Source organism: Nocardioides marinquilinus, assembly GCF_039543705.1.
Taxonomy (GTDB): Bacteria; Actinomycetota; Actinomycetes; order Propionibacteriales; family Nocardioidaceae; genus Nocardioides; species Nocardioides marinquilinus.
Genome location: NZ_BAABKG010000001.1, coordinates 644,760 through 666,384 on the forward strand (window position 1 = coordinate 644,760; position 21,625 = coordinate 666,384).

A 21,625-nucleotide genomic window follows, 5' to 3' on the forward strand; every position below is an offset into this window, starting at 1 on the left:
CCGTCAGGACAGCGCGGGCGGCGAGCAGACGGTGCTGCTCGAGTCGACCTCGACGCGGTTGAGCCCCGGGACGACGCCCGGGAACCGGTCGCCGACGACGACCACGACGCCGGCGTCCTTGCCACCGACCTGGCCCGCGCGGTCGACGACCTCGACCTTGCCGCCGAGGTAGCTGGCCACCAGGCGCACCGCGGCGCTGCGACCCTGGGTGCTCCAGATCTGGGCGGAGCGGACATCGGCCGCCTCGGCCTCGCTGGCGGACAGGTTGTCGAGCACGCCCTGGCCGAAGCCGCGCGCCACCAAGTCGGCGCGGGTGGTCGAGGCGAGGCCGGAGCGGTCGCCCCCGTTCAGCACGCTGACGGTGACCGAGCCGGGCCGCAGGAGGTCGCCGGCGGTGAGCTCGTTCTCGACGCAGATCGGGGGGTCCTCCCGCTGCGGGAAGGGCTCGGAGACGGCCGAGACGCCCCAGCTGACGCCGACGAAGACCAGCACGGCCAGGCCCGCCATGACCGCCGCCGAGCGCAGCCGAGCCTTCATCCGCGGGCTCACGAGGCCGCCGTCCGGTGCACCCGGGCGTGCAGCACGTTGCGCTGCTGCAGCGCGGCGCGCAGCGCGCGGTGCAGGCCGTCCTCGAGGTAGAGCTCGCCGTTCCACTCCACGACGTGGGCGAACAGGTCGCCGAAGAAGGTCGAGTCCTCGTCGAGCAGGGCCGCCAGCTGCAGGGTGTCCTTGGTGGTCACCAGCTGGTCGAGGCGCACCTGACGGGGCGGGATGGCCGCCCAGCCGCTCGAGGTGAGCTCGTGCGGGGGGTAGGGGCGCCCGTCGCCGACCCGCTTGAAGATCACCCGCGGAGTCTAAGCAACGAGACGGACGCCGTTCGATTCTGCAGGCCTAGGGTGGCTCCATGACGACACCGAGCGGTGGCGAGGCGGAGCCGGTCGCGAGCCCGGTCGCGAGCCCGGACGCGAGCCCGGACGCGAACCCGGACGCGAACCCGATCGAGACCGCGGTGCGCGCCGGCTACGCGTTCGAGGGCCCGGCGCTCGAGCTCGGGGCCCTCATGCTCGACGCCCAGACCCAGTCGGAGGCCGCCGTCCGCATCCCGCTGGCGATGCTGAACCGTCACGGGCTCGTCGCCGGTGCCACCGGCACGGGCAAGACCAAGACGCTGCAGCTGCTGGCCGAGCAGCTCAGCAGCGCCGGCGTCGCGGTCTTCGCCGCCGACGTCAAGGGCGACCTGTCGGGGCTCGCGGTGCCGGGCGAGACCAACGAGAAGGTCACCCAGCGAGCCGCCTCGGTCGGCCAGGCCTGGCAGGCGAAGGGCTTTCCGGTGGAGTTCTACGCCCTCGGCGGCGCCGGCACCGGCGTCCCGCTGCGGGTGACGATGTCGGCGTTCGGACCCACGCTGCTGAGCAAGGTGCTCGGCCTGAACGAGACCCAGGAGTCGAGCCTCGGCCTGGTCTTCCACTACGCCGACCGTGCCGGGCTGCCGCTCCTCGACCTCGCCGACCTGCGCGCCGTCGTCCAGCACCTCGTCAGCGACGAGGGCAAGCCCGAGCTCAAGGCGCTCGGCGGTCTGTCCAGCGCGACGGCGGGCGTCATCCTGCGCGAGCTGATCGGGTTCGCCGACCAGGGTGGTGACGTGTTCTTCGGCGAGCCGGAGTTCGCCAGCTCCGAGCTGCTGCAGGTCGACACCGAGGGCCGCGGGCTCATCTCGCTCGTCGAGCTGCCCGAGCTGGCCGAGCGGCCGGTGGTGTTCTCGACGTTCCTGATGTGGCTGCTGGCCGACCTGTTCCACGACCTGCCCGAGGTCGGCGACGTCGACCGCCCCAAGCTCGTCTTCTTCTTCGACGAGGCGCACCTGCTCTTCGACGACGCCTCCGACGCCTTCCTCGACCAGGTCGCCCAGACGGTGCGGCTGATCCGGTCGAAGGGCGTCGGCGTCTTCTTCGTGACCCAGCGCCCCACCGACGTCCCGGACGACGTGCTCGCCCAGCTCGGCTCGCGGGTGCAGCACCAGCTGCGCGCCCACACGCCCAACGACGCCAAGGCCCTCAAGGCCACCGTGGCCACCTACCCCGAGAGCGGCTACGGCGACCTCGGCGCGGTGCTCACCGGCCTCGGCATCGGCGAGGCCGTCGTGACGGTGATGGACGAGCGCGGCGCACCCACCCCGGTCGCCTGGACCCGGCTCCGCGCACCCGAGTCGCGCATGGGGCCGATGGACGCCGACGCGATGGCCGCCGCGGTCGCCGCCAGCCCGCGCCAGGCCACCTACGGTGCCGTCGTCGACCGCGACAGCGCCCGCGAGCGGCTGGCCGCGCGGCTGGAGGAGGGAGCGCGCAAGCAGGCCGAGGAGCAGGACCGCGCCCGGGCCGAGGAGGAGGCGGCCGAGGCGTCGAAGGCCGAGCAGGAGGCGGAGGAGAAGGCCCGCAAGGAGGCCGAGCGGCACGTCCCGGTGCCGAAGCCGTCGCGGAGGACGTCGTCCCGATCGAGCGAGAAGAGCGGCGGGCTGGCGGGCGACGTCCTGGGGTCGAAGGCCTTCGAGGACTTCATGTGCACCGCCGCCCGCGAGATCGCCCGCGGCGTCTTCCGCACCGGCCGCCGGTAGCCGGTCCAGGCTGCCACCGGCCGGCTGCTCACCGGGTCAGGCCGTCCAGCGCACCGACTCGTCGACGAAGTCGGCCAGGGCGTGGACGCCGCGCAGGTCGGCACGCTCCTCCATCAACCGGGTGAGGTGCTCGGTGTGGCGCAGCCGCAGCGCGACGCGGGCGGCGCGGCGCCGCTCGAGCTCGGTCGTCTGCTCGGTGGTCAGGGCAGGGGAGGCGGGAGCGGCCGCGCCGGCGGGGGTGGTGCCGGCGGTCGAGGAGGCGGGGGTGGTGGTCATGTCATCAAGCGTGATCGACAAACTTCACCGCCAGGTTGACCCTGGGTTACGAGCACGTCTCGTCGACGCGGCGAACGTGACGGGACGTCGCGCGGGCTGGGCCGGGTGGGCGGTGCGTGGGTTACCGATGGCGGGTGCCGATCGGTAACCAGGTCACCGCCGGACGGGGCTGAGCCGGGCTGGGCGGTGCGGCAGCCACGGTTCCGTCGTTCGGGACGGTGGCCTGCGCACCGCCCCCAGGGGCTGGGTTGGGTGGGCGGTGTGTCAGCCACGGTTCCGTCGTCCGGGACCGTGGCCTGCGCACCGCCGCCGGGCGCTGGGTTGGGTGGGCGGTGTGTCAGCCACGGTTCCGTCACTCGGGACGGTGGCCTGTGCACCGCCGCCGGGGGCTGAGCCGGGTGGGCGGTGCGTGGGTTACTGATTTCGGCCGCCGATCGGTAACCAGGTCACCGCCGGACGGGGCTGAGCCGGGTGGGCGGTGCGTGGGTTCCCAAATTCGTCGCCCGATCGGTCACCAGCTCACCGCCGCCCCGACCCCAGCCACCGCCGAACCCGACCGGACCCGACCGGACCCGACCGGACCCGACCGGACCCCCGCCTACAGCGCCGGGTCGGCCCAGGCGTTCTGCAGCACCTCGACGCCCCGCTCGCGGGTGATGAGCCGGCCGCGGCCGGCGGGCATCGGCGCGAGGCGCAGGTTGCCGAGCAGCGGACCCTCGTCGGGGCTGCCCGAGAGCATCATCTGCGGCATCGCGAGGTCGCGGATCGCCTGGATGACGGGCTCGTACAGCGCCCGCGAGGCGCCACCGGAGCGACGCGCGACGATGACGTGCAGGCCGACGTCGCGCGCCTGGGCCAGCAGCGGCTGCAGCAGCGCGACGGGCGAGTTCTGCTGGGTGGCGACCAGGTCGTAGTCGTCGACGACGACGAAGACCTCGGCGCCGGTCCACCACGAGCGGCTGCGCAGCTGGTCGGGCGTGACGTCGGGCCCGGGCAGGCGGCTCTCGAGGTAGGCGGCGAGGTCCTTCAGCGCCGGCTGCGCCTGGGTCGCCGAGGTGAGGTAGTTCAGCAGGTACTCGTCGGGCACCTCGCCGAGCAGCGAGCGGCGGTAGTCGACGACGACGAGCTGCGCCTGCTTCGGCGTCCGGGTGCGCATGACCTCGCGGATGTGGGTGCGCAGCACCGCGCTCTTGCCCGACCCGCCGTCGCCGAGCAGCAGCAGGTGCGGCTCGGTGTCGGGGTCGACCGAGACCGGCGCGAGCTCCTTCTCGTTGATGCCGAGGTAGAGGCGGCGGGCGGCGGGTCCGTCGGGGTCGTCGGCGACCTTGGCCATCTCGAGGATGCGGTCGAGGCCGACCTGCTCGGGCAGCAGTCGCAGCTTGGGGCCGGCGGGGCCCTTCCACGCGGCGCTGACCTTGGCGATGAGGTGGTCGACGCCGTCGCCGAGGGTGTCGGCGGTCTGCTGGCCGTCGAGCCGGGGGAGCGCGCCGAGGAAGTGCAGCTTGCCGGGCACCAGGCCGCGACCCGGCCGGCCGCTCGGCACCAGCTGCGCGACCTTGCGGTCGATCTCGGAGTCCATCGAGTCGCCGAGCTTCAGCTCGAGCCGGGTGCCGAACAGGTCGCGCATCGCGGCGCGGTAGTCGGCCCAGCGCGACGCCCCGGTGAGCACGTGCATGCCGAACGTCAGACCGCGCGAGGCCAGCTGCTGGATCTCCATCTCGAGGTCGTCGAAGTCGGAGCGCAGCGTGCTCCAGCCGTCGACGACGAGGAAGACGTCGCCGTACCCGTCGTCGGCACGGCCCTCGGTGCGCCGGCGCCGGTAGGTCTCGATCGAGTCGATGCCGTTGGAGCGGAAGTAGGCCTCGCGCCGGTCGACGATGCCCTGCACCTCGGCCAGGATCCGCCGGACGACGTCGGGCTCGGAGCGCGTGCCGACCCCGGCCACGTGCGGCAGCGTCGACATCGGCGCGAACGTGCCGCCGCCGAAGTCGAGCACGAAGAACTGCGCCTCCAGCGGCGTGGTGGTCAGCGACATGCTCGCCACGAGCGAGCGCAGCAGCGTGCTCTTGCCGCTGCGCGGACCGCCGACGACGGCCACGTGACCGGCGGCGCCCCCGAGGTTGAGGGTCAGGGTGTCGCGGCGCTGCTCGCGCGGACGGTCGACGGTGCCCAGCGGCACGACCAGCCCGCCGAGCCGGCGCCACTGCGGCGAGGTGAGGCCGAGCTGCGGGTCCTCGACGACGTCGGGCATCAGCATGTCGAGGGTGTCGGGCTCGTCGAGCGGCGGCAGCCACACCTGGTGGGCGGGCATGCCCTGGCCCTCCATGTGGCTGACGGCGATGTCGAGCAGCGAGGCCTGCGACTCGTTCTGCTGCGGCTCGGGGTCGGGCTCGACCTCGGGCTCGGGCACCTCGAGGGCCAGCACCTCCGAGATGGTGAACGGCAGGATGCCGCGCACGTGGCCGCCCTCGTCGCGCGGCACCGCACGACGTCCGGTGGCCGGCGGGCCGGAGACGTAGGCGGCCTTGAAGCGGGTCAGCGTGGTCGGGTCGGGCTTGAGGTAGCCGAGGCCCGGGACGGCGGGCAGCTCGTAGGCGTCGGGGACGCCGAGGACGCCGCGCGACTCCTGCGCGCTGAAGGTGCGCAGGCCGACGCGGTAGGACAGGTGCGACTCCAGGCCGCGCAGCCGGCCCTCCTCGAGGCGCTGCGAGGCGAGCAGCAGGTGCAGGCCGAGCGAGCGGCCGAGGCGGCCGATGGCGACGAACAGGTCGATGAACTCCGGCTTGGCCGAGAGCATCTCGCTGAACTCGTCGACGACGATGAACAGCGACGGCAGCGGCGCCAGGTCCTCGCCCGCGGCCCGCGCCTTCTCGTAGTCGCGGATCGAGGCGAAGTTGCCCGTCTCGCGCAGCAGCTCCTGGCGGCGCACCATCTCGCCCGAGAGGGCGTCCTGCATGCGGTCGACCAGCGTCAGCTCGTTCTCGAGGTTCGTGATCACCGCCGAGACGTGCGGCATGTGCGACATGCCGGCGAACGTCGCGCCGCCCTTGAAGTCGACGAGCACCATGTTGAGCTGCTCGGGGGAGTGGGTCATGGCGAGGCCGAGCACGAGCGTGCGCAGGAACTCCGACTTGCCCGAGCCGGTGGCGCCGATGACCAGGCCGTGCGGGCCCATGCCCTGCTGGGCCGATTCCTTGATGTCGAGGTGCACCATCGCGCCCGACTCGCCCAGGCCGATCGGCACCCGCAGCCGGTCGCGCGAGGGCCGGGGACGCCACGCCGCGCCCGGCTCGAAGGTGCGGACGTCGCCCAGGCCGAGCAGGTCCATGAAGTCGGTGGGGCCGGCGATCTCGCCGGGTGTCGCGGTCTCGGTGGGGCCCGCGACCGCGACGCTGTGCAGCGGGGTGAGCCGGCGGGCGAACGCCTCGGCGGTGGCGGGGTCGCACTGGTCGGCCTTGGCGCGGAACGGCTCCTCGCGCACCCGCAGCGCCTCGACCGGCACCAGGCCGTCGTCGCCGGGCTCGCCGATCAGGTGCAGCCGCAGGCGGGTGGCGTCCTCGAGCTCCATCCACCGCGTCGGCAGGTCGAGCACGGTGACGCCGTGCAGCCCGTCGGGCGGGACGACGTGGTTGCCCGGCGGCAGCTCGGCGCCGTCGGTCACGAGCAGGATGTGGGGCGTCGCGGGCCGCTCGTCGGCCCCGAAGCGCGGTCGGTCGCCGAGGTCCTGCGGCAGCAGCGCGGCGAGGTCGGTCAGCGAGGTGCTCACCATGCGCATCGGGCCGACGGCGTCGGTCTGCTCCTGGCTCTGCGCGTGCGGCAGCCACTTGATCCAGTCCCAGTGGGCCAGGTGCTCGTCGGTCGCGAGCACGGCGACGGCGAGCTGGTCGGGCGACTGGAAGGCGGTGGCGGAGCAGATGATCGCCCGGGCCAGCGCCCGCGCGTGCTCCTCCTCTCCGCACAGCTCGATGCGGTCGAAGGCGCGCAGGTCGACCGAGGCCGGCAGGTCGGGCTGGGTGCGGTGGACGACGAGCAGCCGGTGCAGCGCGGACGCCGCGGCCGGGTCGACGTCGTCGATGGGTGCGCTGTCGGGCGGCACCAGCTCGAGCGCGAGCGGCTGGGGGCACAGCCCGTAGCGCACCTGCAGGAAGTGGGGGTCGCCGGCGCCGTGCTCCCACACGCGGGTGCGGTCCTCGGCGAGCGAGGGCAGCGAGCCGGGGTCGGGGTGGTGCCAGGTGAGCGCCTGCCGCTGCCGCTTGGCGGCGTCGCGGGCCACCGCGCGCACGCTGGCCAGGTAGCGCAGGTACTCGGTGCGCGAGCCGGTGACCTGCTGGTTGCGCTGCTTACGCTGCCGGTCGATCTGCACGAAGATGAAGCCGAGCGTGGCGAACAGGAACATGCCGGCCGCCAGCAGGCTGCGGCTGCCCGAGACGCCGTTGCCCTGGCTGAGGGTGGCCACCAGCACGATCGAGCCGAGGCTGCCGAGCATCGGGATGGCGTTCATCGCGACGCCGGCCGCGCCCTCGCTCTGCTGGATCTGGGGCGGCGGCTGCAGCACGAGCTGGCCGCTCGGCATCTCCGGCTCGTCGACCCGGGTGCTGCGCAGGGTCGGCGCCCCGGCGGGCGCCTGCGGGCCGCCCAGCCCGGACGACGACGCCCGCGGCTGGCTGCCCGGACCGGACGCCGTCCCGACCGGCACGGCCTGCCGGCTGCCGGGCTGCTGGGTTGCCGTCACGGGCACCGCCTCGTCGTCGTGGACTGCGCGTCGGTCCGTCCCAGACCGCGAGGGCTCGATGATAGAGGCGGCTCGACGTGGGTACTACTGTGCCCGTGCGGGTGCCCCTGCCCGCAGACGGTCTGGTGCGGGAGGCAGCGTGGCGGGAGCGACGGGCGCCACCGACGTGCTGTCGCTGAGCGTGCACGGGCCGGTCGGCGTGCTCGACCTGCAGGTCCCGGCCGGGGCGTCGAGCGCCGACGTGGCCAACGAGTACACACGTCAGACCAACCTCCCCGAGGTGCCCCACCTCTACACCCGGCTCGGCTCGCCGCTGCCGCCCGACGAGCCGCTGGTCGACGCCGGCGTCGTCACCGGCGCCGTCCTCGTCGCCCTGCCCTACCGGCCCGACGAGGTGCGCCGCCGCTCCGAGGGCCCGATGCGCCGTCCGCGGCACCGCTACCTGCCCGGCGCCCTCTCGGCCACCTGGTGCACGCTCGCGGCCGTCGTCGCGGTCCTCGCCGGCTGGCAGTCCTCGCGGCTGCCCGACTCCGACGAGCGCACCTACGCCCTCGGCGTCCTGTTCGGCACCGCGGTGCTCGCGGCGCTGCCGCTGGGCGCCCTGGCCCGCCACCGCGTGCTGGCGCTGCCGGCCTTCACCGGCGCCGCCACCTTCGCCGTCGCGTGGGACCCCGCGCCCGAGCGGCTGCCCACGGTGCTCGGTGTCGCCGCGCTCGCCTCCGCCGTCACGGCCGCGGTCGCCCGCGCGCTCGACCAGGAGGGGGAGGAGGGGCTGCGGGTCTGGATCATCGGCGGCTCGACGGTCTTCCTCCTCACCATCGTCGCGGCCCTGCTCGACATCGACGCGCAGGTGGTGTGGGCGCTGCTGCTGCTCGCCGCCATGCTCGCCGCCCGCTTCGTGCCCATCGTCTCGGTCGACGTCCCCGACCAGTACCTCATCGACCTCGAGCGCCTGGCGGTCACCGCGTGGTCGGCCCGTGACCGCCCCACCGGACGACGCGGGCGCATCGTCGTGCCGATGGCGGCCGTCAGCACGGTCGCCGCGCGGGGCACGCGGCTGGTGACCGCCGCGAGCGCCGCCGTCCTCGCCGTCACCGTCGTCGCGGCCGTCATGCTGCTGCGCGAGGTCGACGCCGACATCGACGTCATCGGCGCGCGCGTCGAGGTCGGCCTCGCGGGCGCCTCGCTGCTCCTGGCGGCGCGCAGCTACCGGCACGCCGGCGCGCGAGCACTGCTCCGCCTGGCCGGCCTGGCCTGCTGGGCCGCCCTCCTCGGCGAGCTGCTCCTGCGCACCGAGGGAGGCTTCCTGCCGCTGCTCGCCGCCCTCTCGATCGGCCTCGGTGCGCTGCTGGTCGTGGTGGCCGTGGCGCTGGGCCGGGGCTGGCGTTCGGCGTGGTGGTCGCGCCGCGCCGAGATCGCCGAGTCGGTGTGCGGCGCCTTCGCCGTGGGCTCCGTCGTGGTGGCCGCCGGCTTCTTCCGACTGCTGTGGGAATTGACCAGCTGAGGTTTACCCCCTAGGGCCTCGGGTACCTGACTGACTGTCCCGCTCGAACATCCAGAGCGGCAGGCACGTCAACCATCACCAACCAATCTCGGGCGGCCACGAGCCCCCGGAACGAAGGAGAAGCCGATATGTCGAACGGCGCCCCGGAGTACGGTCAAGGCGAAGGCACTCTCACCCGGGCAGCCGGCCTGGTGTCGGACGCCCGCGCGGACTTCAACACGATCAGCGCTCGGCTGACCGACCAGATCTCGGCGGTCCAGGGCCGCTGGGGAGGCCAGGGCGCGTCGGCGTTCTTCGTCCTCCACCAGACCTGGTCGGAGAAGCAGCGCACCATCGTCGACGCGCTCAACGACTTCGCCGACTCGCTCGGTGTCACCGAGCGCGACAACGTCAGCACCGACGAGCAGCAGGGGTCGACCTTCGGTCGACTGACCGGCCGCCTCGGCTGACCCCCGACCACCAGGACCTAGGAGATCTGAGATGAACCTCGACGGAATCCGCGTCAACCACGCCGCGCTCGACCAGGCCGCGGCCGACATGCAGCAGACGGTCAAGGAGATCGACGACCGCCTCAACCGGCTCGAGTCCGAGCTGGCCCCGCTGAAGAGCGACTGGGCCGGTAGCGCCCAGCAGGCCTACCAGATCGCGAAGACCCGCTGGGACACCGCGATCCAGGAGATGAAGGACCTGCTCAACGAGACCCACATGTCGGTCTCGCAGTCCAACCAGGACTACCACGCCGCCGACATGCGCGGGGCCGCTCAGTTCCAGTGAGCCACGCGCTCCATGGCAACGACGTCGAAGGGGTCGACACCGCTGGTGTCGGCCCCTTCGCCGATGTCTCCATGACGACGCCGGCCGCGACGGCACCACGGTGTGCGTGCGGCCCGCGCCATCGGTCGTAGGCTCCTGACTCGATCCGCCACCAGCGGTCGAGCCGTGTGAAGAGGGAGAGCGCATGAACCAGGCGTCCGCCACCGCGTCGGGTCTGGTGCGGGTCACCGTCGCGTCGGGCACCCGCCGCGTCGACCTCGTGCTGCCGGGCGCCGTCCCGGTCGCCGAGCTGGTGCCCGAGCTGGCCCGCAGCGTGGGCGTCCTCGACTCGGCCACCGTCTACGGCGGCTACCGGCTCGTCGCGGCCGACGGACGCCGTCTGGCCGGCGACTCGGGCCTGACACTCCAGGGCATCGAGGACGGCGCCGTCATCACCGTGGCCGCCGGCATCGACGACGAGCCGCCACCGGTCTACGACGACGTGGTCGAGGCGATGACCGACGTCGTCGAGCACGAGCTCAAGCCCTGGGCCCCCGCGGCCGGACGACGCACCGCCCTGTCGGCGGCGTCCCTGCTGCTGGGCCTCGGTGGCGTCGCGCTGCTCATCGAGGGCACCGACCTCGCGGCCACCGCGGCGGCCGTCGTCGCCGGCGCGCTCGTGGCCGGGGCGATCGTGCTCTCACGCGCCCAGCGCGAGCAGGACGCGTCGGTGACCGTCGGCTGGGTGGCCGCGGGCTACGCCGCCATCGCCGGGCTGATGCTGGCCCCGGCCGACGAGACCTTCGGCTACAGCGTCGCCTGCGCCGCGGGCGGCGTGGCCGCCGTGGGGCTGGTCTGCCTCGTCGGCCTCGGTGCGGGCCGGGTGCTGCTCACCCCGGCCGTCGTCGCCGGGGCGGTGGTGGGCGGCGTCGCGCTGATCGTGCACGCCACCGACATCGAGGCCGGCACGCTCATGGTGATCGTGACGACCTTCGTCGTCCTGATCGGCAGCATCTTCCCGTGGCTGGCGCTCGGCGCCACCGGCACGACGGTCGACCAGCTCTACTCCCCGGCCGACATCACCGCCGACCCGCAGGACATCGACGCCGCCCGGGTGGCGGGCGACGCCCGCATCGCCCACGAGATCTTCATCGCCATCTCGGCCACCGTCGGCATCCTGCTGGTGCTCACCGCGCCGCTGGCGGTCGGCATGGGCCTCACCGGCACCATCCTGGCCGTGGTGGCCTGCCTCGTCGTCATGCTGCGCACCCGCCAGTACCGCACCGGCTCCGAGGTGCTCGTCGGCCTGATGTCGGGCATCCTCGGCCTGGCCGCGGTCGGTGTCTCGGTGCTCGTGCAGTGGCCCGACTGGCGCCCGGTCGCCACGGTGACGCTCGCCGCCGCGGGCGCGGTGCTGCTGGCGCTCACCCTGCTGCCCTCGGGCCCGTCGGTGCGCCGGGGCCGCTTCGGCGACGTCCTCGAGACGATGGGACTGGTCGCGCTGCTGCCGCTGCTGGTCGTGGCCACCGGCCTGTTCGACCGCATCGGGGGCTGAGCGTGGCGACCAAGAAGGACCTCGTCGAGGCCTACTCCTTCAGCCGCCGCCGGCTGGTCACCGCCTTCCTCTCCGGCGCCCCCGGCGGCCGCGAGGTCGAGCCCAACCGGCCGGGCCGCGCCATCATCGGCGGCGTCGCGCTGGCCGTGCTGCTCGTCGCGGGCGCCGCGGTGCTCGGCATCCTCAAGGTGCCGGTCGACATCGACTGGACCTCCGAGGACCTCGTCAGCGAGGAGGGCACCAGCGCCGACTTCGCGGTGCTGCCCGACCCGGAGGACGACGGCGAGGTCGTGCTCAGGCCGATCGCCAACGTCACCTCGGCCATGCTGCTCTTCGGCTCCGACGTCGACGCCCGCGAGGTGCCGGCCGATGAGGTCGCCAAGCAGACGCGCGGCCCGGGCATCGGCATCCTCGACGCGCCGGCCACGCCGCCCACCACCGCCAACCTCATCGACACCGGCTGGTCGGCGTGCACGGCGCAGACGGCGACCGACGAGGCCGGCGGTGTCCGCGTGCTGGTCGAGAGCGAGCAGCAGGTCCAGCCGACCCCCGACGTCAGCTACGTCGTGCGCAGCGAGCAGGGCCTCTACCTCATCGCCGAGTCGCTCGTCGGCACCGACGACCGCGGGACGCCGCGCGCCTACGCCTACCCGATCCCGTCGCTGAGCCTGAACGAGGTGGACACGCTGCTCTCGGGTCTGACCGGCGTCGACCCGAGCCAGCCGGTCGCGGTGCCGCAGGCCTGGGTCGAGCTGTTCCCCTCGGGTGGACTCCTCGCCCGATCGACCTTCGGCGTGCCGAACGGCGCCGTCAAGCGGTCGTGGCCGAGCGCCGACACGTTGCCCGGAAAGGCCCGCGACGCGCGGGTGGGCGACGTGCTGGCGCGTGGCGACGACTCCTACGTCATGCTGCCCGACGGCAGCCTGCTCGCGCTGAGCGCCTTCGCCGCGCGGCTCTACGACAACCTGCCGCCGGTGGGCGGTCGGCCCAGCCGCACGTACGCCGTGCAGCAACCCCCTCCGGCCGTCGGCATCCAGAACGTCACGTCCCTGCCGAACGTCAACTGGCCCGAGAGCGGCACGAGTGCCGTCCCGGGCTCGCAGCTGTGCGCGCTGCTCGACACGGTGCCGAACGGGCAGCCCGGCGTCGTGCTGGCGACCACGACCAACGAGAGCGAGGCCGCCTCGACGAGCGAGACCGAGCCGATCGACGTCACGGTCGAGTCCGGCCACGGGGCGTTCGTGCTGCGCGGCGGCTGGAACACCGCCGACGCCACGACGCTAGCGCTGGTCGAGGAGCGAGGCCAGGTGCACCAGCTCGCCGGCAGCGAGGAGCGGGTTCAGCTTGGGTACGGCGACGTCGACGACGTGGTCGTGCCCGACTCGTGGCTGCAGCTGTTCGAGGTCGGCGTGCCGCTCTCGATCGACGCCGCCCGCTGTCCGCCGGCCACCCGGCCGACGAAGGACGCGGACCAGTGCGCTGAGCTGCCGGAGAGCTCATGATGCCGTGGCGCCGGTGCGGGGCGCTCGCCGCCGCGAGCGCGGTCATCTCCCTGTCGGCCGTGGTCGTCGTCCACCCGCCTGCCGTGGCGGAGGACGGCGACTACGACTGCAGGACGTTGTCGAAGGAGAACCGCGAGGGAGAGCCCCCGCGGGGACCGAGCAGCCCCATCGCCGACCTGGACATCGCCCAGGCCCAGGACCTCGTGCGCGAGATGACGGCTCGTGCGCCCGGGGCGGGAGTGAAGGTGGCTGTGGTCGACTCCGGCGTCTCCAAGGCCGCACCCATCAACCGTCCGGCGACCGGCGCCGAGGTCGTGCTCGGCAGCGAGTTCGTCGGGTACAGGAGCGGTGTCCGCTTCTACCACGGCACGGCGATGGCGGGGGTCATCGCCGGCCAGCCGGTCGAGGCCGGGGGCGTCGGTGAGGTCGGTATCGCGCCAGGGGCCGAGATCGTCGACGTGCACGTCTACGACCTGCCGAGCGACACCGACGAGGACACGAAGGACATCGGTCTCACCCAGGCCGGGCTGATCGCCGGGCTCGCCGCGATCGAGGACCAGGTGGGCGACGGCCCGAACCAGGTGCGGATCGTCAACATCTCGCTCACGGGCTCCGCCCACGACCCGGCCCTCGAGCGCGCGATCCGCGCGATCACGAGCAAGGGCGCGATCGTGGTGACCTCGGCCGGCAACCGCTACCTGTCCGACGACCAGACCGTCGAACCGTTCGAGCCCGGGGAGGACCTTGCCGGGAAGTTCTTCCCGGCTGCCTACGCCCACGACGGCCCCGACTGGAAGGCCAACGACCGCATCGTCGTCGCGGGGAGCACGATCCCGCCGGACCTCTACGACCCGGACGACCCCCTGGTCGCGCTCAGCAGCGACATCGACGTGGTCGTGCCCACCGCCGATGTCGTGACCTTCGGGCAGACGGGTGAGCCGTGTCGTCTGTACGAGCCGAACACCTCGATCGCGGCCGCCGAGGTCAGCGGCATCCTCGCCCTGCTCGTCGCGGCCTTCCCCGACGCCGGGCCCGACGAGCTGATCAAGCGGCTCGAGGTGACCGCGGCCGGGGAGACGAGCGGCGACCCGCGCTCGCCGGAGCGGTTCCAGGGCAAGGGCGTGGTGCAGCCGGTGGAGGCGCTGACGCGGGCCTCGATCAAGGGAGCGCCGCCGGGCGCGCGGCGCCGTCCGGCCGTCGAGCCCGCGATCATCCCCGAGCCCGAGCCCGACCTGCTGGCCGGCACGCGCGGGGACGCCGTGTGGTGGGGTCTCGCAGGCGGCGGGGCGCTCGTGGTGGCGCTCATCCTGCGCCCGGTGCTGGCGCGACGGCGCCGCGAGAGCTGAGCGGACGCCGTCCGGCTCAGTCGCCCGCGGCGTGCAGGGCGGCGCCGACGATGCCGGCCTTGTTGCGCAGCAGCGCCGGCACGATCGGGGTGTCGATCTCGACCATCGGCAGGAAGTCGGCGGCGTGCTTGCTGACGCCGCCGCCGACGACGAACAGGTCGGGGGAGAGCAGCCGCTCGAGGTGGCGGTAGTAGACGGTCAGGCGCGAGGCCCAGTCGTCCCAGGAGAGGTCGTCGCGCTCGCGCACGCTGTTCGCCGTCCAGGTCTCGGCGACCCGGCCGTCGATCTCGACATGGCCGAGCTCCGAGCTCGGCACCAGGACGCCGTCGTGCAGCAGCGCCGAACCGATGCCGGTGCCGAGGGTGGTCACCACGACGACCCCCTTCTGGCCGCGGGCGGCGCCGAAGCGCACCTCGGCCAGGCCGGCGGCGTCGGCGTCGTTGATGGCGAAGACCGCGCGCCCGAGGGTGCGGGCGAAGAGGGCGTCGGCCTCGGTGCCGACCCACGAGGGGTCGATGTTGGCCGCGGTGTGCACCGTGCCGCCGCGCACCACGCCCGGCACGGTGATGCCCACAGGCCCGTCGTGGCCCTCCAGCTCGCCGAGCAGCTCGGCGACCACCTCGGCGACCGCCTCGGGCGTCGAGGGGTCGGGCGTGGGGATGCGGACGCGGTCGGCGGCGAAGTCGCCGCGCTCGAGGTCGACCGGGGCGCCCTTGATGCCCGAGCCGCCGAAGTCGACGCCGACGGCGTGCGAGGTGGTCATGGCCTCATCCCAGCACAGCCGGGCCGAGCCGGTCGGGGGAGCGCCTCACTTCCCGGCGTCCTGCTCCTCCAACGGGCTCGCGCCGAACTCGACCTCGACGGTCTCGAAGCCCTTCTGCTGCTGGGCCTTGGCGAGCCCGGTGTAGGAGCGCTTGTCGGCCTCGGTGAGCACCACGTTGTCGGTGAACGGCGTGAGCAGCGTGCGCGGGTGCAGGCCGTCGGCGAGCACGACGTTGACCTCGAGGCACAGCACGATGACGACCGCGGTGAGGTAGAGGAAGGCGAGCAGACCGAGGACGACGGCGAAGACCCCGGCGGTGGCGCTCGAGGTGCTCGACGCGCGCCCGACGTAGGCGACGCCGACGTACTGCAGGCCGAGCCAGCCGAGGGCGGCCAGGAGGGCCCCGGGCCGCACCTGGGCCCAGGTGAGGTCGCGGGCGGTGGCGAAGCGGAAGACGAAGGCGAAGACGGCGGCGTGGATGAGGAACGTGCCGACGACGAGCGCGACGCTCGAGAGCGGCCCGAGGACCGTCGCCGCACCGATCACGCCGGCGAGGGCGGTGGTGCCGACGACGTCGACCCCGATCACGCCCAGCAGCACGATGCTGCGCCCGCGCAGCACGAACGGGTTGCCGCGCTCGTTGCGCGGCACCGTCCAGGCGGTGTTGGAGGCGTTCTGCACCGCCAGACCGACGCCCATGGCGCCGTACAGCGCGCCGGCGATGCCGACCACCAGGCCGGTGACGCTGCCCGCGACGCCCTGCGGGCGCTGCAGGTCGTCGCCGAGCACGGGCAGCTGGGCGAGGGCGGAGTCGAGCAACCGCTCCTGCAGGCCGCTGTCGCCGGCCAGCACGAAGCCGAGGATGGTCGAGGCGAGCAGCAGCAGGGGGAACAGCGAGACGAAGGCGTAGTACGTGATGAGCGCGGCCAGCTGCGGGCCGCCGTCGTCGACGTACTTGTAGACGACGGCCAGTGGTGTGCCGACGGCGGGGTGGCGCTGCTGGAAGGCGTCGACGCGGGCGACGAGGCCCGGTCTAGAGCTCGACACGGAGGACGGCGATCCGGTTGAGCAGCTCTTCGAGCGACTCCTCGAACTCGACCGCCGCGTGGTCCTGCGCGAGCCCCCGCCGCAGCCGGCGCACGGTGGGGTGGTCGAGCAGCCGCGGGTCCTCGTCCTCGCCGTCCTCGTGCACGTCGAGCGGTCCGATGTCGGCCCCCAGCGTCGAGACCTCGAGCAACAGGTGGCCGAGCAGGAAGCTGCAGAACGCGCGGTAGGCCGCCACCGCGGCCTCGTCGCTGAAGCCGCTGCCGACCAGGCCGGAGAGGAACGTCTCGACCCAGTCGAGGCTGCGCAGCGGTGGCCGCAGCCAGGGCGCCTCCGGCGGGCGCGAGGCCACGAGCGGGAACGACTTGGGGTGCGCCAGCGCCACCCGGCGGACGCCGTGCGCGAGGCGCTGCAGGAAGTCCTGCCACCCGTCGCGCGGCTCGAGCAGCACCTCGGGGTCGGCGTGCATGTCGCCGATGAGCACCTCGACCACTGCGTCGAGCAGGTCCTCCTTGCCGGGCACGTAGCGGTAGAGCGACATCGCCTCGACGCCGAGCCGCGTGCCGAGCCGGCGCATGGTGAGCGTGGCCAAGCCCGCCTCCTCGACGTGCTCGAGGGCCGCCGCGACGATGCGCGCCTTGTCGAGCGGCGTCCGCGCGGACGGCAGGTCCTCGCCCCGGACGACGGCGGCGTCGGCGTCGAGCTCGGCAGCGGTGCCGTCGTCCGGGGACGGGTCGGTCGAGGTGCCGCTGGGTGGCACGGTGCTGCTCCTCTCGTGACGGCGACGCCCTCAGTGGCGTAGATCACGCCCCGTCCCCCCCTGATCGGGCGATACCTCCACACAGGGGTGAACGGCGGCGAGGGCTTACGACGTAAATTCGATGGTGGCGACGGCGTAATGGTCAACCGGTTCGACGTCGTCCGCTTCACCCGGGTGGGCATCCGCCCGAGGTCCCTGTACGACTCACTCGAAGGAGAAGGTCATGAGCCTGTCCGACAAGGCCAAGAACGCTGCCCAGGACGCCGTCGGCAAGGTCAAGGAGGCCGTCGGCGACGCCACGAACAACGAGAAGCTCGAGGCCGAGGGCAAGTCCGACCAGACCAAGGCCAAGACCAAGAAGGCCGGCGAGAACGTCAAGGACGCCTTCAAGGGCTGATCGGTCTGATCGAGCTCGATCGACCCACCCCCAACGAGCCGTCGGGGCGCGCCGGGCGCTCGGTGCGCCCCGACAATCTCGTCCGGACCCCGTCGCCCGCCCGCAGCAGGACCGCGGGGCTGGTGGCGGAGGTAGGGGGATTCGAACCCCCGAGGGCGTTAACCCAACCCGCTTTCCAAGCGAGCGCCATAGGCCACTAGGCGATACCTCCGCCGCGGAGCGTACCCGCCACGACGAGGCCGGGCGCAATCGCCTATCGTTCTCACCAACCCCCCGTGTGGCGGCACCTCGCCCAACTCCCCCAGGGCCGGAAGGCAGCAAGGGTAAGCGAGCTCTGTCGGGTGCACGGGGGGCCTTTGCGTCTCCGGGCCCGACCGCGGCGCCGACCGGCCTCCCGCGCCGCCGCCGGCCGCCCGCTGTCGCCGGTGCTGGCTAGGGTTCGAGCGTGGACTCACCGCTCGCGCTCTACCGCCGCTACCGGCCCGAGACCTTCGCCGAGGTCATCGGGCAGGAGCACGTGACCGAGCCGCTGCGAGCCGCGCTCGGCAACAACCGCGTCAACCACGCCTACCTGTTCTCCGGCCCGCGGGGCTGCGGCAAGACCACCTCGGCGCGCATCCTCGCCCGCGCCCTCAACTGCGCGCTCGCGCCGATCTCCGACCCGTGCGGCGAGTGCGACAGCTGCCGCGACCTCGCGCGCGGCGGTCCCGGCTCGATCGACGTCATCGAGATCGACGCCGCCTCGCACGGTGGCGTCGACGACGCCCGCGACCTGCGCGAGAAGGCGTTCTTCGCGCCGGTGCGCGACCGCTACAAGGTCTACATCATCGACGAGGCGCACATGGTGACCACGCAGGGCTTCAACGCCCTGCTCAAGCTGGTCGAGGAGCCGCCGCCCCACCTGCGGTTCATCTTCGCCACCACCGAGCCCGAGAAGGTCATCCCGACCATCCGCTCGCGCACCCACCACTACCCGTTCCGGCTCATCCCGCCGCGCCTGCTCTCGGGCTACCTCTCCGAGTTGTGCGAGAAGGAGGGCGTGCGCATCGAGCCGGCGGCGCTGCCGCTCGTCGTCCGCGCCGGGGCCGGCTCGGCGCGCGACACCCTCTCAGTGCTCGACCAGCTGCTCGGTGGCGCCGGCGACGAGGGCGTCACCCACGCCCTCGCCAGCGGCCTGCTCGGCTACACCCCCGACACGCTGCTCGACGAGGTGGTCGACGCCTTCGCCGCCGGTGACGGCGCCACCGTCTTCGGCGTCGTCGACAAGGTCATCGAGACCGGCCAGGACCCGCGCCGCTTCACCGAGGACCTCCTGCGCCGCCTGCGCGACCTCGTGGTCGTCTCGGCCGTGCCCGACGCCGCCACCAGCGGCCTGCTCGACGTCGCCGCCGACCAGGCCGAGCGCCTGGTCGCGCAGGCCTCGCGGGTCGGCCGCGCCGACCTCACCCGCGCCGCCGAGCTGGTCGCCACCGGCCTCACCGAGATGCGCGGTGCCACCGCCCCGCGCATGCTGCTCGAGCTGATCTGCGCGCGGGTGCTGCTGCCCGGCGCCGACCACAGCACCGAGGGCGTGATGGCGCGGCTCGACCGTGTCGAGCGACGCGCCGCCATCACCGGCGTCCCGACCGCGCAGGCGACCGCCCCCGCGGCGGCTGCCCCGGCTGCCCCGGTCCCTCCGGCGGCTCCGGTCCCTCCGGCGGCGCCGGCGCCCACGGCGCCCGAGGTGGACGTCGACGTCCCGGCCGCACCGCCCCGGGTGCCCGAGCCCGAGCCGGCCACCGCCGAGGCGCCCCGCCGTCCCGAGCCGGTGCCCGAGCCCGAGCCCGAGCCGGTGCGCGCGCCCGAGCCGGTGCGTGAGCCCGAGTCGCCTGCGGCGCAGGCACCGCCCGAGCCCGCCCCGCCGCCGTCCCCGGCGCCCGCCGCCCCGGCGGCGTCCGCAGCGCCGTCCGCCGGTCAGGGCGGGCTGACGCTGGTCGACGTGAGGCGGCTGTGGCCCGACATCGTCGAGGCCACCAAGCAGCGGCGCCGCATCACCTGGATCCACCTCTCGCAGAACGCGCAGGTGGTGGCGGTCGACGCGAAGACCCTCACGCTCGGGTTCGCCAACCCGGGCGCGCGCGAGTCCTTCGACGCCGGCGGCAGCGCCGAGATCGTGCGGCAGGCGGTCATCGACGTCATCGGCGCCGACTGGCGCGTCGAGACCATCGTCGACCCCGGTGCCGACGCCGCCGCCTCCCCGCCCTCGACGGCCGCCCCCGCCCCGACCCCCGCCGTCGAGCCGCCGGCCGTCCAGCCGGCCCCCCGCGCCGACGCCCCGCCGCGCGAGCCCGAGGCGCCGCCGGCCTGGGCCGTCGACGACGCCCCGCCGTCCACCTCGCAGGCCGCGCCCGAGCCGCCGGCCGTGCCCGAGCCGCCGGCCCCGGCCGAGCGGTCGGCCCCGCCCCAGGCCGCGGCCCGCGAGGCGATCCGCCCCGTGCGCGCCGTCGGTGCGCCGGGCGAGCCGCCCCCACCCGACCCGATGGCCGGCGCCGACGCCGAGGCCGACCGCGACGACCCCTCGGCCGACAGCGAGGCCCTGGGCACCGACGAACTGCTCGCCCGCGAGCTCGGCGCCCAGGTGATCGAGGAGATCCCCCACCAGTGACCGCACGACCCACCGCCCGGAAGGCAGGACGACCCCGATGACCCAGACCCCAGGTGCCGACGACAACCCGTTCGGAGCCGGCGGCTTCGACATGAACGCGCTGATGCAGCAGGCCCAGCAGGTGCAGGAGCAGCTGGTCGAGGCGCAGCGCCAGCTGGCCGAGACCGTCGTCGAGGGCAAGGTCGCGGGCGTCACCGTGCGCGTGTCGGGCACCGGTGACCTGCTCGGCATCGACATCGCCACCGGCACCGTCGACGGCGACGACGCCGAGTCCCTGGCCGACCTCGGCGACCTCGTCGTCGCGGCCTACCGCGACGCCAAGACCCAGGCCGACGCCGCGGCGGCGCAGGCGCTCGGCCCGCTGGCCGGCGGCACGGGCATCCCGGGCATGCCCGGGCAGCTCGGCTTCTGATCGCCACCGGCCCCGCGGGCGGGGCGACGGCGAGACTCGTCGTCGGTCCACCCGCGCGGGGCGGGTCGGTTGTCACCGCGGCTCTCTAGGCTGGCGGTGTGTACGAAGGCGTGGTCCAGGACCTCATCGACGAGCTCGGCCGGCTGCCGGGCATCGGTCCCAAGAGCGCCCAGCGCATCGCCTTCCACCTGCTGCAGGCCGAGCCCACCGACGTCCGCCGGCTCGCCGACGTGCTGGTCGAGGTCAAGGCCAAGGTGCGGTTCTGCTCCACCTGCTTCAACGTCAGCGAGGACGAGCAGTGCCGCATCTGTCGCGACCCGCGGCGCGACCCCTCGGTGCTGTGCGTCGTCGAGGAGTACAAGGACGTCGTCGCCATCGAGCGCACCCACGAGTTCCGCGGCCGCTACCACGTGCTCGGCGGCGCGATCTCGCCGATCGACGGCATCGGCCCCGACCAGCTGCGGGTCAAGGAGCTCATGCGCCGGCTCTCCGACGACCAGCTGACCGAGATCATCCTCGCCACCGACCCCAACCTCGAGGGCGAGGCCACCGCCACCTACCTCACCCGCCAGCTCAAGCCCCTCGGCTTGCGCGTGACGCGTCTGGCGAGTGGACTGCCGGTGGGCGGCGACCTCGAGTACGCCGACGAAGTGACCCTCGGACGAGCATTCGTAGGAAGACAGGCCGCACCATGACCCCCTTCGAGACCACCCTCGACGCCGAGACCGAGGACTTCGCGCAGCAGATCGCCGACTCCGTCTCGAGCTTCCTGCTCGCGATCCGCGAGATCGCGCGGGAGGGCGACGCGAGCCGGTCGATCTCGTTGCTGCTGCTCGAGATCAGCCAGGTGCTGCTCGCGGGCGCCCGGCTCGGCGTCCAGCGGGACTTCCTGCCGCGCGAGGAGTACCAGCCCGACGTCGGCCCCGAGGCCGACGTCGACGAGCTGCGCCTGCGCCTGGCCGAGATGCTCGGCGACCTCGACACCCACAGCTACGTCTTCGACCCCTACGTGCCGGGGGCCGTCGAGAGCCAGCTCTCCGACGACCTCACCAGCATCGCCACCGACCTCGAGTACGGCCTGCGGCACTACCGCGCCGGCGACGTCGGCGAGGCGCTGTGGTGGTGGCAGTTCTCCTACGTCTCCTCCTGGGGCAACCTGGCCGGCGCGGCGCTGAACTCGCTGCTCTCGGTCATCGCCCACGACCGGCTCGACGTCGACAACGACGCGGAGATCGAGCAGATCGAGGCCGCCGAGGCGGTCTTGGACAGCGACCCGAGCTGAGACCGCACCCTCGTTAGGATCGGAGGGTCCGGACAGGACCCTTC

Annotated in this window: 19 protein-coding genes, 1 tRNA gene and 1 other RNA gene; 13 read left to right on the top strand and 8 right to left on the bottom strand. The window is 73.7% G+C overall.

Translation table 11 applies throughout. The annotated features are described in order from the left end of the window. Positions 1 to 3: 3 nt before the first annotated feature. Positions 4 to 549: a LytR C-terminal domain-containing protein gene (locus ABEA04_RS03025; protein ID WP_345454390.1), complete on the bottom strand. Its 546-nt coding sequence runs from the start codon at positions 547 to 549 to the stop codon at positions 4 to 6. Beyond that, on the bottom strand, positions 546 to 845 hold the full coding sequence (locus ABEA04_RS03030; RefSeq protein WP_345454392.1) for a type II toxin-antitoxin system VapB family antitoxin: 300 nt from the start codon (positions 843 to 845) through the stop codon (positions 546 to 548). Before ABEA04_RS03030 ends, ABEA04_RS03025 begins: the two co-directional genes overlap by 4 nt. Before the next feature lie 59 nt (positions 846 to 904). Here ABEA04_RS03030 and ABEA04_RS03035 point away from each other — a divergent pair, with 59 nt between their 5' ends. Further along, positions 905 to 2,611 (top strand): helicase HerA-like domain-containing protein, encoded by a 1,707-nt coding sequence (locus ABEA04_RS03035; protein ID WP_345454394.1) that lies wholly within the window; start codon positions 905 to 907, stop codon positions 2,609 to 2,611. A 36-nt stretch (positions 2,612 to 2,647) separates the two neighbouring features. Here the strand turns inward: ABEA04_RS03035 and ABEA04_RS03040 are convergent, their stop codons facing one another. Beyond that, the gene (locus tag ABEA04_RS03040) at positions 2,648 to 2,887 is read right to left on the bottom strand and encodes a hypothetical protein (protein ID WP_345454396.1); all 240 of its coding nucleotides are present in this window, start codon (positions 2,885 to 2,887) and stop codon (positions 2,648 to 2,650) included. 598 nt (positions 2,888 to 3,485) lie between these two features. Continuing rightward, positions 3,486 to 7,619 (bottom strand): type VII secretion protein EccCa, encoded by a 4,134-nt coding sequence (eccCa, locus tag ABEA04_RS03045; RefSeq protein WP_345454398.1) that lies wholly within the window; start codon positions 7,617 to 7,619, stop codon positions 3,486 to 3,488. Between the two features lie 139 nt (positions 7,620 to 7,758). On the opposite strand from eccCa, the gene ABEA04_RS03050 reads away from it, so the two are divergent. The 6 genes from ABEA04_RS03050 (at position 7,759) to ABEA04_RS03075 (ending at position 14,279) form a co-directional block, all read left to right on the top strand. Next, on the top strand, positions 7,759 to 9,123 hold the full coding sequence (locus ABEA04_RS03050; RefSeq protein WP_345454400.1) for a hypothetical protein: 1,365 nt from the start codon (positions 7,759 to 7,761) through the stop codon (positions 9,121 to 9,123). 128 nt (positions 9,124 to 9,251) lie between these two features. Continuing rightward, positions 9,252 to 9,572 (top strand): WXG100 family type VII secretion target, encoded by a 321-nt coding sequence (locus ABEA04_RS03055; RefSeq protein WP_345454402.1) that lies wholly within the window; start codon positions 9,252 to 9,254, stop codon positions 9,570 to 9,572. Between the two features lie 31 nt (positions 9,573 to 9,603). Next, the gene (locus tag ABEA04_RS03060; protein ID WP_345454404.1) at positions 9,604 to 9,897 is read left to right on the top strand and encodes a WXG100 family type VII secretion target; all 294 of its coding nucleotides are present in this window, start codon (positions 9,604 to 9,606) and stop codon (positions 9,895 to 9,897) included. A 184-nt stretch (positions 9,898 to 10,081) separates the two neighbouring features. Then, entirely contained in the window at positions 10,082 to 11,431 is a 1,350-nt protein-coding gene (eccD, locus tag ABEA04_RS03065) for a type VII secretion integral membrane protein EccD (RefSeq protein ID WP_345454406.1), read from the top strand. A gap of 2 nt (positions 11,432 to 11,433) precedes the next feature. Then, a complete protein-coding gene (locus tag ABEA04_RS03070) occupies positions 11,434 to 12,933 on the top strand; it encodes a type VII secretion protein EccB (protein ID WP_345454408.1) in 1,500 nt (499 codons plus the stop codon). After that, positions 12,930 to 14,279 carry a S8 family serine peptidase gene (locus ABEA04_RS03075; RefSeq protein WP_345454410.1) on the top strand — a complete coding sequence of 450 codons (1,350 nt, stop codon included), beginning with the start codon at positions 12,930 to 12,932 and terminating at the stop codon, positions 14,277 to 14,279. Before ABEA04_RS03070 ends, ABEA04_RS03075 begins: the two co-directional genes overlap by 4 nt. Positions 14,280 to 14,295: 16 nt before the next feature. Here the strand turns inward: ABEA04_RS03075 and ppgK are convergent, their stop codons facing one another. Genes ppgK through ABEA04_RS03090 form a run of 3 tightly spaced genes read right to left on the bottom strand, consistent with a single transcriptional unit; the run spans position 14,296 to position 16,846 of the window. Continuing rightward, the gene (gene ppgK, locus ABEA04_RS03080) at positions 14,296 to 15,042 is read right to left on the bottom strand and encodes a polyphosphate--glucose phosphotransferase (protein WP_345454412.1); all 747 of its coding nucleotides are present in this window, start codon (positions 15,040 to 15,042) and stop codon (positions 14,296 to 14,298) included. Positions 15,043 to 15,087: 45 nt separating this feature from the next. Further along, positions 15,088 to 16,089 (bottom strand): YihY/virulence factor BrkB family protein, encoded by a 1,002-nt coding sequence (locus tag ABEA04_RS03085; protein ID WP_345454414.1) that lies wholly within the window; start codon positions 16,087 to 16,089, stop codon positions 15,088 to 15,090. Continuing rightward, positions 16,076 to 16,846 carry a TetR/AcrR family transcriptional regulator C-terminal domain-containing protein gene (locus ABEA04_RS03090; RefSeq protein ID WP_345454416.1) on the bottom strand — a complete coding sequence of 257 codons (771 nt, stop codon included), beginning with the start codon at positions 16,844 to 16,846 and terminating at the stop codon, positions 16,076 to 16,078. Before ABEA04_RS03090 ends, ABEA04_RS03085 begins: the two co-directional genes overlap by 14 nt. A gap of 223 nt (positions 16,847 to 17,069) precedes the next feature. On the opposite strand from ABEA04_RS03090, the gene ABEA04_RS03095 reads away from it, so the two are divergent. Next, positions 17,070 to 17,243 carry a CsbD family protein gene (locus ABEA04_RS03095; protein WP_345454418.1) on the top strand — a complete coding sequence of 58 codons (174 nt, stop codon included), beginning with the start codon at positions 17,070 to 17,072 and terminating at the stop codon, positions 17,241 to 17,243. A gap of 123 nt (positions 17,244 to 17,366) precedes the next feature. Here the strand turns inward: ABEA04_RS03095 and ABEA04_RS03100 are convergent. Then, a tRNA-Ser gene (locus ABEA04_RS03100) sits at positions 17,367 to 17,454 on the bottom strand. 56 nt (positions 17,455 to 17,510) lie between these two features. Here ABEA04_RS03100 and ffs point away from each other — a divergent pair. The 5 genes from ffs to ABEA04_RS03125 all read left to right on the top strand — a co-directional run bounded on the left by ffs (position 17,511) and on the right by ABEA04_RS03125 (position 21,581). Further along, positions 17,511 to 17,601: signal recognition particle sRNA small type (gene ffs / locus ABEA04_RS03105), an RNA gene on the top strand. A gap of 87 nt (positions 17,602 to 17,688) precedes the next feature. Beyond that, positions 17,689 to 19,887 (top strand): DNA polymerase III subunit gamma and tau, encoded by a 2,199-nt coding sequence (locus ABEA04_RS03110; protein WP_345454420.1) that lies wholly within the window; start codon positions 17,689 to 17,691, stop codon positions 19,885 to 19,887. Positions 19,888 to 19,924: 37 nt separating this feature from the next. Then, complete coding sequence (locus ABEA04_RS03115; RefSeq protein WP_345454422.1) at positions 19,925 to 20,299, top strand: YbaB/EbfC family nucleoid-associated protein; 375 nt, start codon at positions 19,925 to 19,927, stop codon at positions 20,297 to 20,299. Positions 20,300 to 20,397: 98 nt separating this feature from the next. Continuing rightward, positions 20,398 to 20,994: a recombination mediator RecR gene (recR, locus tag ABEA04_RS03120; protein ID WP_345454424.1), complete on the top strand. Its 597-nt coding sequence runs from the start codon at positions 20,398 to 20,400 to the stop codon at positions 20,992 to 20,994. After that, positions 20,991 to 21,581 carry a DUF5063 domain-containing protein gene (locus ABEA04_RS03125; protein WP_345454425.1) on the top strand — a complete coding sequence of 197 codons (591 nt, stop codon included), beginning with the start codon at positions 20,991 to 20,993 and terminating at the stop codon, positions 21,579 to 21,581. The genes recR and ABEA04_RS03125 overlap by 4 nt, the downstream gene beginning before the upstream one ends. Positions 21,582 to 21,625 lie beyond the last annotated feature (44 nt).